Source organism: Duganella sp. (assembly GCF_039595735.1).
Classification (GTDB): Bacteria; Pseudomonadota; Gammaproteobacteria; order Burkholderiales; family Burkholderiaceae_D; genus Rugamonas.
The window spans coordinates 313,288-327,474 of the sequence record NZ_JBCNLB010000005.1 but is presented as its reverse complement, the minus strand read 5'-3'; the positions used below and the strand labels follow the sequence as shown (position 1 = coordinate 327,474).

Genomic DNA, 14,187 nt, shown 5'->3' with positions numbered 1-14,187 from the left:
CCTGACGGGCCAGCAGGATGTGCTCGCGGGTCTGTGGCATTGGGCCGTCAGCGGCGGAGCAAACCAGGATCGCGCCGTCCATCTGCGCGGCACCGGTAATCATGTTCTTGATGTAGTCGGCGTGGCCCGGGCAGTCAACGTGAGCGTAGTGACGGCCGGCGGTTTCGTATTCAACGTGCGCGGTGTTGATGGTAATGCCGCGTGCTTTTTCTTCTGGAGCAGCGTCGATCTGGTCGTAAGCTTTAGCTTCGCCGCCGAATTTTTTCGACAGAACGGTTGCGATCGCAGCGGTCAGGGTGGTCTTGCCGTGGTCGACGTGGCCGATGGTGCCGACGTTAACGTGCGGCTTGGTCCGCTCGAATTTCTCTTTTGCCATTTTAGACTCCTAACGATTTGGTGTGATTGGCAGGGAACCCTGCCCAACTGTCTTTGATAGTGCTGCCGTACTGCCGTATTGCGTATTCTGGTGCCCTTGACGTGGATTGAACACGTGGCCTCTCCCTTACCAAGGGAGTGCTCTACCACTGAGCTACAAGGGCTTGTTTTACTACCGTTGATGCCTGCGCATCGGATTGCAACAACACTGGAGCGGGTGAAGGGAATCGAACCCTCGTCATAAGCTTGGAAGGCTTCAGCTCTACCATTGAGCTACACCCGCGAGGTATTGGTTCAATTCAATTCATCGTTACTGCGCCACTCAGTCTTCTTGCAAAAACTTGGTGGAGGGGGCTGGATTCGAACCAGCGTACTCATAGAGAACGGATTTACAGTCCGTCGCCTTTAACCACTCGGCCACCCCTCCGCGAGGAACCGCAGAGTATGAAGCAATTTTTCTGACCTGTCAACTGGTTTTTCATCTTGTCGATGCGGCGTTGACAGTTCGTCTGCTTCGGGGCGAGATTTTAAACGCACCAACTGCAAAAGTGCAAGTGTTGTTTTTACGTTGCATGTTTTCCTATACAATCGTCCGCACCCACCGGACTTTTGGAGCCCTGCGTTTGAACAATCGAAGCGGTCGCTGGCAAACCTTCCTGCTCGCCAATCTGGCCCTGTGGGCCGTGTACGTTCTGGCCGGGCGCCTGGGCCTGCTGCTGGCCCTGCCGCCGGGCTACGCCTCCCCCATCTTCCTGCCGGCCGGCATCGCCCTGGCCGCCTGCGTGGTGGGCGGCGCCCGCCTGCTGCCGGCTGTCGCGCTGGGCTCGCTGACGGTCAACCTGGTGATGCCCTTCCTCAGCCATGACGGCATCACCCGCCTGGCCGTGCTGGGCGCCTGCGCCCCGGCCGTCGGCGCCGCGCTGCAGGCCTGGGTCGGCAGCACCCTGTTCAACCGCTACATCGACCAGGCCCTCGGCTCCGGCCGCGACGTGGTGCGCTTCATCCTGCTGGCCGCCAGCGTGACGCTGGTGTCGAGCACGGTGTCGCTGTCCGGCATGCTGCTGCTGGGCATCCTGCAGCGCGACACCCTGGCCAGCGACTGGCTGGCGTGGTGGATGGGCGACACCATCGGCATCCTGCTGGCGGCGCCGCTGAGCTGGATCGCGATCGGCCGCCCGCGCTCGCTGTGGGCGCGCCGCCGCACCCTGGTCGGCCTGCCGCTGGTGCTGTCGGCGGCCGCCTTCATTGCCATCTACCTGCAGGCCGACCGCTGGGAAAGCAGCCAGCAGCTGCAAACCTTCCGCCTTAAGGCGCAGCAGACCGGCGATTTGCTGCAAGCCCAGTTCAGCGAGCACGAGCGCTTCATCTACGCCATGGCCAAGGCCCTCAACGACCCGCGCCGCAGCATCTCCGCCGACGACTTTGGCAACCTGGCGCACGGCTATCTGGACCAGCGCCCCGAGCTGCTGTCGATGGGCTGGCTGATGCCGGTGGCCGGCAACGAGCGCGCCGCCTTCGAGGCGTGGGCCCGGCGCCAGGTCGATCCGCAGTTTGCCATCCGCGAGCGCAGCGGACCGGACGGGACGCTGCAGGTGGCCGGCCTGCGCCAGCACTACTTCGCGGTCACCTTTGTCGAGCCGACCGCCGCGCGCGACTACATCGGCCTGGACTTCCTGTCCGAGCAGCGCCGCCGCGACGCCCTGGAGCGCGCCATCCAGTCCGGCCAGCCGACCGCCACCGCGCCGCTGCAGTTTGCGCGCGCCCTGCCCGGCACCGGCCTGCTGCTGCTGCAGACCGTCCACCCCAGCAACAACCACCGGCAGGCCGTGGGCTCGCTGCTGATCGCCATGCAGTTCGAGGCCTACCTCAGCCAGGCGCTCAAGCGCTCCGAATTCCCGCATTTCCTGCTGCGCTTTGAAGACACCGACGACGACCAGCGCCGCGTGGTGCAGGACACGCTGCGCCGTCCGCCGCAGCCGGGCGACTTCCAGCGCCAGCTGCACTTTGGCGGCCGCATCTACGAGCTGACCCTGGCGCCGACCCCGGCCTATCTGCAGCAGCAGCGCGGCTGGCAGAGCTGGACCGTGCTGACCTGCGGCCTGCTGCTGACCGGCCTGCTGGGCACGCTGATGATGCTGATCTCGGGCGAGCGCGCCCGCATCCAGGCCGAGGTCAAGGATTCCACCTCGCGCCTGCGCCAGCGCGAAGCGCGCCTGCAGGCCATCCTCAACAAGGCGGCCGACGCCATCCTCACCATCGACAGCAATGGCGTGCTGATGTCGGCCAACGCCGCCGCCGGCCGCCTGTTCGGCTACGCGCCGGAAAAAATGAGCGCGCTGCCGCTCGACAAGCTGATCCCGGTGGGCGTGGGCGAAGCGGCCGGGCTGGACGCGGCCGGCCTGCTGCGCATGATCGCCTGCGGCGTCACCCACGAATACGAACTGCCCGGCTGGCGCAGCGACGGCAGCGAATTCCCGCTGGCGATGTCGGTGTCGGAAGTGGAGCTGCCGGACGAGCACCTGTTCGTGGCCATCCTGCACGACCTGACCGAGCAGCACCTGGCGCAGGAGCGCATCCACCGCCTGGCCCACCACGACACCCTGACCGGGCTGGCCAACCGCCTGTCGCTGAATCTGCGCCTGGAGCAATTGCTGGCGCAGACGCGCCGCGGCGGCGGCCACGCGGCCGTGCTGTTCATCGACCTCGACCACTTCAAGAAAATCAACGACACCCACGGCCACGCCACCGGCGACCTGCTGCTGGTGGCGGTGGCGCAGCGCCTGCAGGAACTGCTGCGCGAAGTGGACACCATCGCCCGCCTGGGCGGCGACGAATTCATCGTGGTGACCGACGGCGCGGTGACGCCGGACGATGCCTCCAACATTGCCGTGCGCATCGTCGACGCGCTGAGCGCACCCTACCACCTGCAGGGCAAGACCGTGCACAGCGGCGCCAGCGTGGGCGTGGCCATGTTCCCCGACGACGGCGAGGATGCCGGCACCCTGATGCGCCACGCCGACACCGCCATGTACGCGGCCAAGAGCCAGGGCCGCGGCAACTTCCAGTTCTTCTCGGAAGACATGAACACCGCCACCCACGAGCGCCTGATGCTGGAAAACCGCCTGTGGCAGGCGCTGGAGCAGAACGAGTTCGAGCTGTACCTGCAGCCGCAGGTCGAGCTGGCCACCCAGCGCATCATCGGCGCCGAGGCGCTGCTGCGCTGGCACCATCCGGAGCTGGGCATGGTCGGTCCGGACCGCTTCATCCCGATTGCCGAGGAATCCGGCCTGATCCTGCCGCTGGGCGACTGGGTACTGCAGCGCGCCTGCAGCCTGCTGCATTCCTGGCGCACGCCGGCGCTGGCGCATCTGCGGCTGGCGGTCAATCTGTCGGCGCGCCAGTGCCACGGTCCGGGCCTGCTGCCGCACCTGGACCGCATGCTGCACAGCCATGGCATCGATCCGGCCCTGCTGGAGCTGGAGATCACCGAATCGGCGGCGATGCAGGACCCGGAACGCAGCCGCGCGCTGCTGGTGGAACTGCGGTCGCGCGGCATCCAGGTGGCGATCGACGACTTCGGCACCGGCTATTCCTCGCTCAGCTACCTCAAGCTGTTCGAGCTCGACCGCATCAAGATCGACCGTGGTTTCGTCAAGGATATCGAGAGCGATCCGGACGATGCGGTGATCGTGGCGGCCACCATTGCGCTGGCCCACTCGCTGGGACTGGAAGTGATTGCGGAAGGGGTGGAAACCGAAGCGCAGCGCGACTTCCTGCGTTCCAAGCAGTGCGATGAAGCGCAGGGTTATCTGTTCGCGCGGCCGATGCCGGTGGCGCAGTTCGAGGCCATGGTGCGCAGCGCGAATGCCGCCGTTCCGGCGTAGGCGGACGGTCGGCCGCTGCGGCCTGTGGAACGCCAGCTCAGCATGGGTCCCGGCGGCGGCCGGGACGACGCTAGTCTAGTCGGGGGTGCGGCCGATCGACGGGTCGCGTTCGATCATGTCCAGCAAGGCTGCCACCACTTCCGGATCGAACTGCTTGCCGGCGCGGTCCTTGATGTAGGTCACCGCCTCGGTGTGCGGCCACGGCTCCTTGTACGGCCGCTCGTGCAGCAGCGAATCGAACACGTCGATCACCGCCACGATGCGCGCCGCAATCGGAATCTCGCGCCCCTTGAGCTGGTTCGGATAGCCGTTGCCATCCCAGTGCTCGTGGTGGCCGCCGGCGATCTGCGCGCCATAGGTCAGGTAGCTGACGCCATCGACCATATTGGCCGCGCGCTCCAGGATGGTCCGTCCCACCGCCGCATGCTGCTGCATCTCGGCGCGCTCTTCCGGCGTGTGGATGCCGGGCTTGAGCAGGATATGGTCCGGCGTCGCCACCTTGCCGACATCGTGCAGGATGGACGCCAGGCCGATCATCTCCAGCAGCTGCGGCGTCACCTCGTCCGGATAGGCGCCGCGCTCGTGCAGGCGCTGCGCCAGCGTCGACGACAGCAGCTGCACCCGGCGCACATGGCCGCCGGTGCCGCTGTCGCGGAACTCGGCCAGGTCGGCCAGCGCCACCACCGTGGCTTCCTGCGCCTTGCGCAGCTGGCCGAACATGTACAGGTTGTCAAACGCGGCGGCGATGCGCTGGCAGAACACTTCCAGCAGGTCGCGCTGGATTTGCGCCAGCGGCCACGGCGGCGTCACTGAAATCGCCACCTCGCGGTTTTCCTGGGTGTGGATGAACAGCACATTGGCCGGATGCTCGAACTGCGATTTCTTTTCGTGGAACGCCTTGACGATGGTCGGCCACAGCGGGTGGCTGGTCGGCATCAGTTCCGACTCGTTGAGCGCGGCGTAATTGCCGGTGGCCGCCACCACGGTGGTGACGCCGGTGTCGCCCTGCATCAGGCACAGCACGCCGTCCGAACCGACGTCCAGGATGGCGCTCACCTGGTTCAGCACGCCGGAGGCGAACTCGCGCAGCGAATGGATCTGGTACAGATTGGTGGCGCCGGCCAGGATCTTGCCGAGCCCGACCCGGCTGCGCTCCAGCATGTTCAGGCTCTCGTAGGCGCGCAGCGCCGAGATCACCGTGGTGAACAGCTTTTGCGTGGTCAGCTCGGTCTTGGCCTTGTAATCGTTGATGTCGTATTCGATGATGACGCGCTGCTCGGGCGCCTGGCCCGGCTGGCCGGTGCGCAGCACCACGCGCACGATGGCATTGTGGAGTTCCTCGCGGATGCGCCGCGCCAGCAGCAGGCCGGCGTCGTCGGTTTCCATCACCACGTCCAGCAGCACCAGCGCGATGTCGGGGGTGTCGCGCAGGATCTCATAGGCTTCGCGCCCGCTGTAGGCCGAGAACAGCTCCAGCTCGCGGCCCTTGAAGCTGACGTTGCGCAGCGCCAGCCGCGTGACGGCGTGGACATCGACATCGTCGTCCACGATCAACACCCGCCACAAGCGCTGGTCCGGCGCACCGAGGCCACTGGCGGGAAGCTCGTCTTCGTCTTCGTCGATCAGCCAGTTGTCGTCGGCCGCGTTGGAATCGGTCATACATCATCTCCTGTTGTTACCTTAGGATAATCAGATTCCCCCACTGTGACAACACTTATCGAAGATGCACCACAGCACTAGTTGTTGACGGGTGACGCCCCCAGTTCGGCGGCGGCGGTGGCCGTGCGGTTGGCTGCCGCGCAGGCGCCCGGATTGGCGCCCGCATCCAGGTTCTGGTAGCGGATTTCGTACTTGCCGTTGGTCAGTTTGTCGACCAGCAGCTTGTCGTGCGCCTGCACATAGGCGTAGCGCACATTGGCGCGCCGCTCCATGTCATACACCTTGATGAACACCGCCGAGCTATTGCCGGCGTTGTCCAGCGTCAGCTGCATATCGTCGCCGCGGTTGCCGATCGGGAAGCCCTCCATGTAGCCGGAACGCACCGGCCACGGCTCGCCGTTGGGCGCCAGCAGGGTCTGGGTCTGGGTTTCGCTGTCGCACTCGGCGCCGGCGCTGGGCAGCACCACCTGCGACATGGCCACCACCTTGATCGGCGCCGGCTTGACCGCGTGCGCCTCGCTCAGGCGCGCGGTGGCCCAGGCATCGCGCATTTCAGCGCGGGCCTCGGCGCGCGGATCGTGCAGGCCGGCGGGCGGCGGCGTGTCGGCGGTGGCCGCATTGGCGTTGATGCCCTTGCCGCCCCAGGCCGAACTGAGTATCGACGACACCAGCTGCGGCTCGGCCACCATGGTGGCGCCGCCGATCCAGCCCAGCGCCAGGCACACCGCCAGCCCGCCCCACACGCGCCAGTCGCGGCGGCGGCGCTGGCGCGCGCGCGGCGCCTCGTGCACGTGCTCGGGATGCCATTCGTGCTTGTGCTTGTCGACGCGGTGGCCGTCCTCGTTGCGGGTGCTTTCCAGCCACTCGATTTCCCACTCTTCCGAGGCGATCCACTCGTCATGCTCCTTGCGGCGCTGGGGATCGGACAGGGTCTCGTAGGCGCTGTTGAGAATGGCCATGATGCGCGCAGCCTTTTCATCACCCGGATTTTTGTCAGGGTGGTATTTTTGGCTGAGCGCCTTGTAGGCGGCTCGTATGACCTCCTGTGGCGCCATGCGCGACACCTTCAGGTTGTCATAGTGAGTGTGTATCTTTCCCATAGCACGAAATCGACGCAGAATCAGTCATCATAGCCCATCTTACCCCATCAAACCCGGCGCCCATGCAAGGAATTGACTTGCTTTTCTGGCTATTGTGTTTTTCTGTCTACAGCCGATGGCTGCGGTCCTGGGCGACGATGGGCTCCGGCAGCTCGACCGCCTTGCCCACCACCAGCACCTTGAACAACTCGCCCATCTCGGCCGGCGACACCAGCTTTTGCATGGCGCGGGCCTGCGGCAGGTAGGCGGCGGCATCGGCCGGATCGGTGCGCAGCAGCAGCGCGCCGATGCCGGCGCCCAGCAGGAAGCCGGACTGGTTCAGATAGCCCAGCACCTCGGCGCCGGCATCCTGGGCCGCCAGTGCCATCGCGGTGAAATCGACGTGGGCGGTGATGTCCTGCAGGCCCGGGTAATAAAACGGGTCCGGGTGGGCATGGTGGCGGTAGTGGCACATCAGGGTGCCGGCGGCGCGCTGGTCAAAATAATACTCGCGCGCCGGGAAGCCGTAATCGAACAGGAAAGCGGCGCCCTTGCCGATCATGCGCGCCAGCGTTGCCATGAAGCCGCAGGCCACGCCGTGCAGCTCGGTCACATAACCGACCGGCAGCAGCGCGTGTTCCGGGATCTGGCGCTCGACCTGGGCCAGCAGTTCCGCGCTGGCCGGCACCTCCAGGTACTGGAAGCGGCCTTCGCTGACGGTGACGTGCAAGGCCTGCCAGCCCTGCGGATTCTTGATCACCAGCTCCACCGGCATCGCATCCAGCACCTCGTTGCCGAATACCACGCCGTCAAACCTGTCCGGCATGGCGTCCAGCCACTCCACCTGCGGAAAATCGCGCAGCTTTTCCTGCTGGCGCTGGCGCAGCTCGCCCGACAGTTCGACAATGCTGTAGCGCGCCACCGCCACCCCGGCGGCGCGCAGCTCGGTCAGCAGGTCGAACGCCAGCTTGCCGGTGCCGGCGCCGAATTCGAGGATGTTCGGCGCGCTTTGGGCGATAATAGCGGCTGCAACCCGCGCCAGCGCGGCGCCGAACAGCGGCGACAGCTCGGGCGCGGTTGTAAAATCGCCATCTTTGCCTAATTTGGCGGAGCCGCCGCTGTAGTAGCCCAGACCGGGCGCATACAGGGCCAGCTCCATATAGCGGGCGAAGGAAATGGCACCTGCATGGCTTTCGATGTCGGCGGCGATCAGGTGTTGCAGGGCGTGGGACGCGGCCAGCGCGTCGCTAGAAGGTACGGGTAAGGACATCCCGGCATTATATCCAGTTCAAACATGATGACAGCTCAGGACAATACCGGCCCTCGCGTGGCCCTCGTTACCGGCGCCGGCCGCCGCCTCGGCCGCGCCATCGCGCTCGGCCTGGCGCAGGCCGGGTGGGACGTGGCCATCCATTACCGCGCCTCCGAAGCCGCGGCGCGCGAGGTGGCCGCCCAGATCACCGCCATGGGACGGCGCGCGGCGCTGCTGCCATGCGAACTGGCCGACGAAGCGGCCACGCGCCAGCTGCTGCCGCGCGCCATCGACGCGCTGGGCGCGCTGCACTGCGTGGTCAACAGCGCCTCGCTGTTCGAATACGACAGCGCCGACGCCTTTTCCCCCACCCTGCTGGAAGCCCACATGCGCGCCAACGTGGCGGCGCCGCTGCTGCTGGCGCAGGCGCTGCACGCGGCCACGCCGGCGGGCCAGCAGGCGGTGGTGATCAATCTGCTGGACCAGAAGCTGTACAATCTCAATCCCGATTTCTTGTCGTACACCCTGTCCAAGGCTGCGCTGCACACCGCCACCACCATGCTGGCGCAGCAGCTGGCGCCCAGGTTGCGGGTGGTCGGCATCGCGCCGGGACTCACCATGGTGTCCGGCGACCAGACCGAAGCCGGTTTCGCCAACGCGCACCAGCAAACGCCGCTGGGCCGTTCCAGCACCCCACAAGACATTGTCGACGCCGTGTTGTATGCGGCCAGCGCGCGCGCCGTCACCGGCACCACGCTGCTGGTCGACGGCGGCCAGCATTTGATGCCGCTGCCGCGCGACGTGATGTTTTTGGCTAAATAATTTATATCGAAAGAAGGTTCTTCCATGCTGTCCGCTTTGATACACCCGCAACTGAACGACTGCCGCCGCCTGTTCCTGCGCAACTACGAAGTCATGATCAACATCGGCGTCTACGAGTTCGAGAAAAAAGGCGAGCAGCGTCTGCTGATCAACGTCGACCTGTACATCCCGCTGGCGGTGTCGTCGCCGCAGCACGATCAGCTGGAAGAAGTGGTGGACTACGACTTCATCCGCAACACCATCGCCGCCCGCATGGCGCGCGGCCACGTGCAGCTGCAGGAAACCCTGTGCGACGACATCGTGCGTGAAATGCTGGCGCATCCAAGCGTGCGCGCGGTGCGCGTATCGACCATGAAGCCGGACGTGTATCCGGATTGCGAAGGCGTGGGCGTGGAAGTATTCAAAATCAAGGAAGCAGCATGAACGCGGTGATCGACAATGTGAAGGCGGCCGAGAAGATCGCCCACGAAAACAACAAACTGCACAAGCGCCTGTGCCGCCTGGTCGGCCAGGCCATCGGCGACTTCAACATGATTGAAGACGGCGACAAGGTGATGGTCTGCCTGTCCGGCGGCAAGGATTCCTATGCCCTGCTGGACATCCTGATGACGCTGCGCGAACGGGCGCCGATCAACTTCGAGATCGTCGCAGTGAATCTGGACCAGAAGCAGCCCAACTTCCCGGCCGACGTGCTGCCGGCCTACCTGGAAAAACTGGGCGTGCCGTTCCACATCGAAAACCAGGACACCTACAGCATCGTCAAGCGCCTGATCCCGGAAGGGAAGACCACCTGTTCGCTGTGCTCGCGCCTGCGCCGCGGCATCCTGTACCGCGTGGCCGATGAACTGGGCTGCAACAAGATCGCCCTCGGCCACCACCGTGACGACATCCTGGAGACCTTCTTCCTCAACATGTTCTTCGGCGGGAAAATCAAAGGCATGCCGGCCAAGCTGGTCTCGGACGACGGCAAGCACATGGTGATCCGTCCGCTGGCCTACGTCAAAGAGGAAGACACCGAGCGCTATGCGGAAGTAAAGCAGTTCCCCATCATCCCGTGCGACCTGTGCGGCTCGCAGGAAAACCTGCAGCGCAAGCAGATCAAGGCCATGATGCGCGACTGGGAAAAGAAATTCCCGGGCCGGGTGGAGAACATCTTCTCGTCGCTGTCGACCGTGGTGCCATCGCACCTGATGGACCGCGACCTGTTCGGCTTCAAGGACATCAAGGCCGACGGCATCGCCAACCCGCAGGGCGACATCGCCTTCGACGAAGAGCCCTGCTCCACGCCCGCCACCGTTCCGGGTATCATTCCGCTGCAGCGCGAAGAATGATGATCTTCCTTTGCCCCCGGCTAGGAAGAGACGTGACTAACCATGGGTAAAGGAATGCAGATGAAAATCGAAACGAAGGCGCTGAACGACTCGATGCTGGCCAGCTTCTCGCCAAAGAAGCATGGCGATGGCGGTGATTTTGGAGCGCTGCTGAATGTCGCGCAGACCAAACAGTCCGACGCGGCGGCCGAGCTGGAAAAGTATCTGAAGATGACGCCTGAACAGCGCGTCGCCATCGCCATGCGCAAGCAGCTTGGCATCTCGGAGGACGAATACGCCGCCATGTCGCCGGAACAGAAAAAAGCCGTCGACGCCAAGGTCGCGGAACTGCTCAAACAGAAAATGGATGAGCAGCTCGCGCAACAGCAGGCCAAGGCGACGGCGGCCGGCCTGAAAGCCGGCCTCGCGCCGCTTTAAAACTTCTGCGCGGTGCGCATCACCGGATAGAGGTTGTAACGCTCATCCCACGAGGCGTGGCGCCTGGCGAAGAACTCCAGGCGCTTCTCCGGGCTCTTGTTGAACTCCGCATCGCTGTCCAGCTTCTTGCGGAATTCCTCGCGCAGAGCCGGACTGGCTTCCAGCTGATCGCGCGCCACCTCCTCCGCCACATAATCCTCCATATACTCCTTGCGCTCAAAGGCGTTATTGAACTCGCCCCACGCCAGCAGGCCATCGGCGCCGCGCGGCTCCAGCATGGTCATCACCAGGCGCGCCTTCGGCTGCGCGATCGGCACGAACAGCGCGCCCTTGGCCACCGCGCGACGCTCGCGTCCCCAGTCGCCTTCCACCGCCAGCGACTGGTGGCCTTCAAACGACTGCTTGCCAAAGGTGGTCTTGGTGGCGCGGAAGGTCTCCACCTCGGCCGCCATCTGATCGGCGGCGATCACCTTGAAGCTGATGCCGTGCTGTTTCAGCTTGGCGCCGACCCAGCCGGCATCGGCCGCCGGCACGATGTAGCCGCCCAGCGGCGCCGCCACCTTGAAGTCGGGCACGATCTCGTCGCGCAGCGGCACAGTCCAGATCTGCGGCCTGGTCTCGTCATAGCGCGTCCACAGGCCGCCGGAAATCTCCGAATACTCGCGCGTGTACTGGTAACCGGGGAATTCGATGGTCTTGGCGTTGAAGGTGGTGCGATAGCTGAGCGGGAACTCGCTGCCGCCCATGTTCAGCGCGCGCGCATCAGCTTCCTGCGTCAGCTTCTGCCACTCCTTGCCGTGCTGCGCCACTTGCGACAGCAGCGACACGATGGTGTTGCGGGTGATGCGCACGCGGGTCGGATAATCCTTCCAGGAGTGGGTTTCCACCAGCATGGCAAAGCGGTTACGCATCGGGAAGTAGCCGGTCGAGAAGCGCGGCGCCGCCATGGCGTCGATGAAACCGGAGGCCGGGTCGTCTTCCTTGGCGAATGAAATATAGAACTGCTGCGGATCGGAACCCTGCGCCTTCAGATCGGCCATGACATTTTTCTGCAGCGCCGCGCCGGCCACTTTCAGGGCCTCGTCGCCGCCGTGCACCGGCTCCACCTGGATCGAGATATCGGGCTGGAACTTGGCGCCGTCGGTCACGTGCAGGTCAACGTAGGCCAGCGGGTCCCACGCGTTCACCAGCGCCAGCATGGCTTGCATCTCCGGCGCGTCGGCTTTCACGTAATCGCGATTCAGGTTGTAATTCTGCGCCGTGGTGCGCCAGCCCATTTCCACCGGGCCGCGCTGGTTCGGGCGATTGTTCTTGCCGAAGCGCTCGTGGCCATCGACATTGAACACCGGGACGAACAACAGCACCTGCTTGTCCAGCGCCCCCGGTGCCGCCTTGTTCTCCAGTGCCTCGCGCAGCGCCAGGAAGCCGGCGTCCTTGCCGTCGATTTCACCGGCGTGGATGCCGCCTTGCACCAGCAGCACCGGCACGCCCTTCTTCTTCGCCTGTTCGGCGCTCAGCGCGCCGGTGCGCGACACGGCCAGCGCCAGCATCGGGCGGCCCTCCGGCGTGCGCCCGAATTCAAAGCAGCGCACCTGTTTCGGATAAGCCTTCTGGAACTGCGCGCACAGCGCGATCACCTCATCATAACGGCCGGTGCTCTGGAAACCGGAACGTTCGGAGATAGTCGTCAACTGGGCTGCGGTGGGAGCGGCGTGGGCCAGCGTGGTGCTGGCGGCAAAAGCAAGCAGAATGGCGGAACGTATCATGAGGTCACTTCCAGCGTAAGATTGACGAAAAATTATAGACCGCTTTACGAATCAGCGATTACGTATCGATATTTCCTGCACCTCGTGACGCCATGGCGTCAATGGCCCCACAGCGGCGCCGCTGCGCAGCGCCTTGGGCGCCACAGGGCACATGCCGGTGCTGCGGTAACTGAGGGCCGCCGCCAGCATCCCTTCCGCAGGATCGCCCTGCGCATGCGTCAGATCGTCGCTGACACGGCAAGTCGGCGTGAAACCATCGGCGTAATCACCAAAGCCCTTATCATTGACGCCCTGCAGCTGGATCGCGAAGTAAGTGGTGCCGCAGTTGGCGGCCGGCGTAAAGGCATACGGCTTGCCGCAGGTCTCGCCGCCGATCAGGTTCACCGTCACGTCCACGCCGCGCAAGCTGTTGATGACCGACTCGCTGGCCGAGCAGGTGCCGGCCGACGTCAGCACTGTTACCTGTTTCAGGTTCAGGTACGGCAGCGAGGTGCCGGCCTTGATGGTGTTATCCGACTTGTAGCCCAGCGCCGCTGCCTGGAACATGAATGGCGCTTGCGGCGTGGTCTTGTCGTTGTAGATCGGCCGCTCGAAAACACGGCCGACGGTGGCTTGCGGGCCGGCGATCATGTAAGCCAGTTCGCTGGCAATGGTCAGCAGGCCGCCGCCGTTATAGCGCATGTCCAGCACCAGATCCTTGATGCCCGCATCCTTGAAGGACTGGATGGCCTTCACCAGCTGCCCCTCGGCCACCGCATTGTGTTCATTGAAATGCAGGTAACCGACCTTGCCGTCATCGGTATCCAGCACCTTGGCCATGCGCACCGGCGGGATGGCCAGGCTGCGTGCGGCCAGCGTGGCCTGCATCACCGTGCCGTTGCGGCGCCACGCCAGCACGTGCGTTTCGCCGGCCGCCTTGGGCGCCAGCGCCGCGTTGACCGCGGCCACCGAGCCGCTGCTGGTATCGGTGACAGAAATGCCGTCGGCCGACACCAGACTGTCGCCACGCTGCATGCCGGCCAGCGCGGCCGGCGAATCCGGCTCCACCATGCCGACCGTGAGGATGCGCGACAACGCGGCGTCGTTATTGCGCAGCCAGGTCAGGCCGTAACCCAGCGCCACGCCGGCGGAATTCAGCGCCTCCCAGGTGGCGGTGGGGTAAGTGAAATGGAAGCGGTCCTTGGGTCGGCCGGAGGCGGTAACGGCCGATGTCTTCAACTGCATGAAGTAATCGATGGCGGTGCTGTAGTTCGCCATATTCAGGTTGGCCGGAATCTCGCGATACCATAAATAAGTCGCATCGAAGAAGGAATGCAGCCAGCGCATCTCCTCGTTCAGCGTTCCCTGCACGTCCGGATAACCGGCGCCGCGCGGCGCCGCGCAGTGATTGAGCAGCGTATGCCACTCTGGCAGGTCCGGCGTCACCGGCGGCTCGGTCGGCGTGACGGGGGGCGTGACCACGGGCGGTTCCACCGGTGTGACTGGCGGCGTGACAGGCGTTTGCGCCGTCCCCGACGAGCCGCCGCCGCAGCCCGTCAGCAACGCGGCTGATACCGCCGCGCCAGACAAAAGAATGTGAAATTTCATCGAAGCATTATATGC

The 14,187-nt window shown here is 64.9% G+C and carries 11 protein-coding genes and 3 tRNA genes; 5 read left to right on the top strand and 9 right to left on the bottom strand.

The window, feature by feature from the left end; translation table 11 throughout:
* From ABDW57_RS13025 to ABDW57_RS13010, 4 genes are all read right to left on the bottom strand, one after another.
* Positions 1-376: GTP-binding protein (locus ABDW57_RS13025; RefSeq protein WP_343730615.1), on the bottom strand; the 376-nt coding region annotated here is incomplete at its 3' end.
* Between the two features lie 88 nt (positions 377-464).
* Positions 465-539, bottom strand: a tRNA-Thr gene (locus ABDW57_RS13020).
* 45 nt (positions 540-584) lie between these two features.
* Positions 585-658 (bottom strand) — tRNA-Gly (locus tag ABDW57_RS13015).
* A gap of 59 nt (positions 659-717) precedes the next feature.
* Positions 718-802: transfer RNA gene (locus ABDW57_RS13010), tRNA-Tyr, on the bottom strand.
* Positions 803-998: 196 nt separating this feature from the next.
* Between ABDW57_RS13010 and ABDW57_RS13005 the strand changes: the two genes are divergently transcribed.
* Positions 999-4,259, top strand: coding sequence for an EAL domain-containing protein (locus tag ABDW57_RS13005; protein WP_343730614.1), 3,261 nt, complete (start codon positions 999-1,001; stop codon positions 4,257-4,259).
* Between the two features lie 75 nt (positions 4,260-4,334).
* Here the strand turns inward: ABDW57_RS13005 and ABDW57_RS13000 are convergent, their stop codons facing one another.
* The 3 genes from ABDW57_RS13000 to ABDW57_RS12990 form a co-directional block, all read right to left on the bottom strand.
* The gene (locus ABDW57_RS13000; protein ID WP_343730613.1) at positions 4,335-5,918 is read right to left on the bottom strand and encodes a DUF3369 domain-containing protein; all 1,584 of its coding nucleotides are present in this window, start codon (positions 5,916-5,918) and stop codon (positions 4,335-4,337) included.
* 77 nt (positions 5,919-5,995) lie between these two features.
* The gene (locus ABDW57_RS12995; protein WP_343730612.1) at positions 5,996-7,018 is read right to left on the bottom strand and encodes a J domain-containing protein; all 1,023 of its coding nucleotides are present in this window, start codon (positions 7,016-7,018) and stop codon (positions 5,996-5,998) included.
* Positions 7,019-7,124: 106 nt separating this feature from the next.
* Entirely contained in the window at positions 7,125-8,267 is a 1,143-nt protein-coding gene (locus tag ABDW57_RS12990; protein ID WP_343730611.1) for an SAM-dependent methyltransferase, read from the bottom strand.
* Positions 8,268-8,294: 27 nt separating this feature from the next.
* Between ABDW57_RS12990 and ABDW57_RS12985 the strand changes: the two genes are divergently transcribed.
* From ABDW57_RS12985 to ABDW57_RS12970, 4 genes are read left to right on the top strand one after another with little or no spacing between them, the layout of a single operon-like run.
* Entirely contained in the window at positions 8,295-9,071 is a 777-nt protein-coding gene (locus ABDW57_RS12985; protein ID WP_343730625.1) for an SDR family oxidoreductase, read from the top strand.
* 24 nt (positions 9,072-9,095) lie between these two features.
* The gene (locus ABDW57_RS12980) at positions 9,096-9,494 is read left to right on the top strand and encodes a dihydroneopterin aldolase (RefSeq protein WP_343730610.1); all 399 of its coding nucleotides are present in this window, start codon (positions 9,096-9,098) and stop codon (positions 9,492-9,494) included.
* Positions 9,491-10,402: a tRNA 2-thiocytidine(32) synthetase TtcA gene (ttcA, locus tag ABDW57_RS12975; protein ID WP_343730609.1), complete on the top strand. Its 912-nt coding sequence runs from the start codon at positions 9,491-9,493 to the stop codon at positions 10,400-10,402. Before ABDW57_RS12980 ends, ttcA begins: the two co-directional genes overlap by 4 nt.
* 60 nt (positions 10,403-10,462) lie before the next feature.
* Positions 10,463-10,819, top strand: a complete 357-nt coding sequence (locus tag ABDW57_RS12970; protein ID WP_343730608.1) for a hypothetical protein — start codon at positions 10,463-10,465, stop codon at positions 10,817-10,819.
* Here the strand turns inward: ABDW57_RS12970 and ABDW57_RS12965 are convergent.
* Both ABDW57_RS12965 and ABDW57_RS12960 read right to left on the bottom strand, forming a co-directional pair.
* A complete protein-coding gene (locus ABDW57_RS12965) occupies positions 10,816-12,585 on the bottom strand; it encodes a M14 family metallopeptidase (RefSeq protein WP_343730607.1) in 1,770 nt (589 codons plus the stop codon). The two genes, ABDW57_RS12970 and ABDW57_RS12965, sit on opposite strands and share 4 nt — an antisense overlap.
* 51 nt (positions 12,586-12,636) lie before the next feature.
* A complete protein-coding gene (locus ABDW57_RS12960; protein WP_343730606.1) occupies positions 12,637-14,172 on the bottom strand; it encodes a S41 family peptidase in 1,536 nt (511 codons plus the stop codon).
* Between the last annotated feature and the right edge of the window lie 15 nt (positions 14,173-14,187).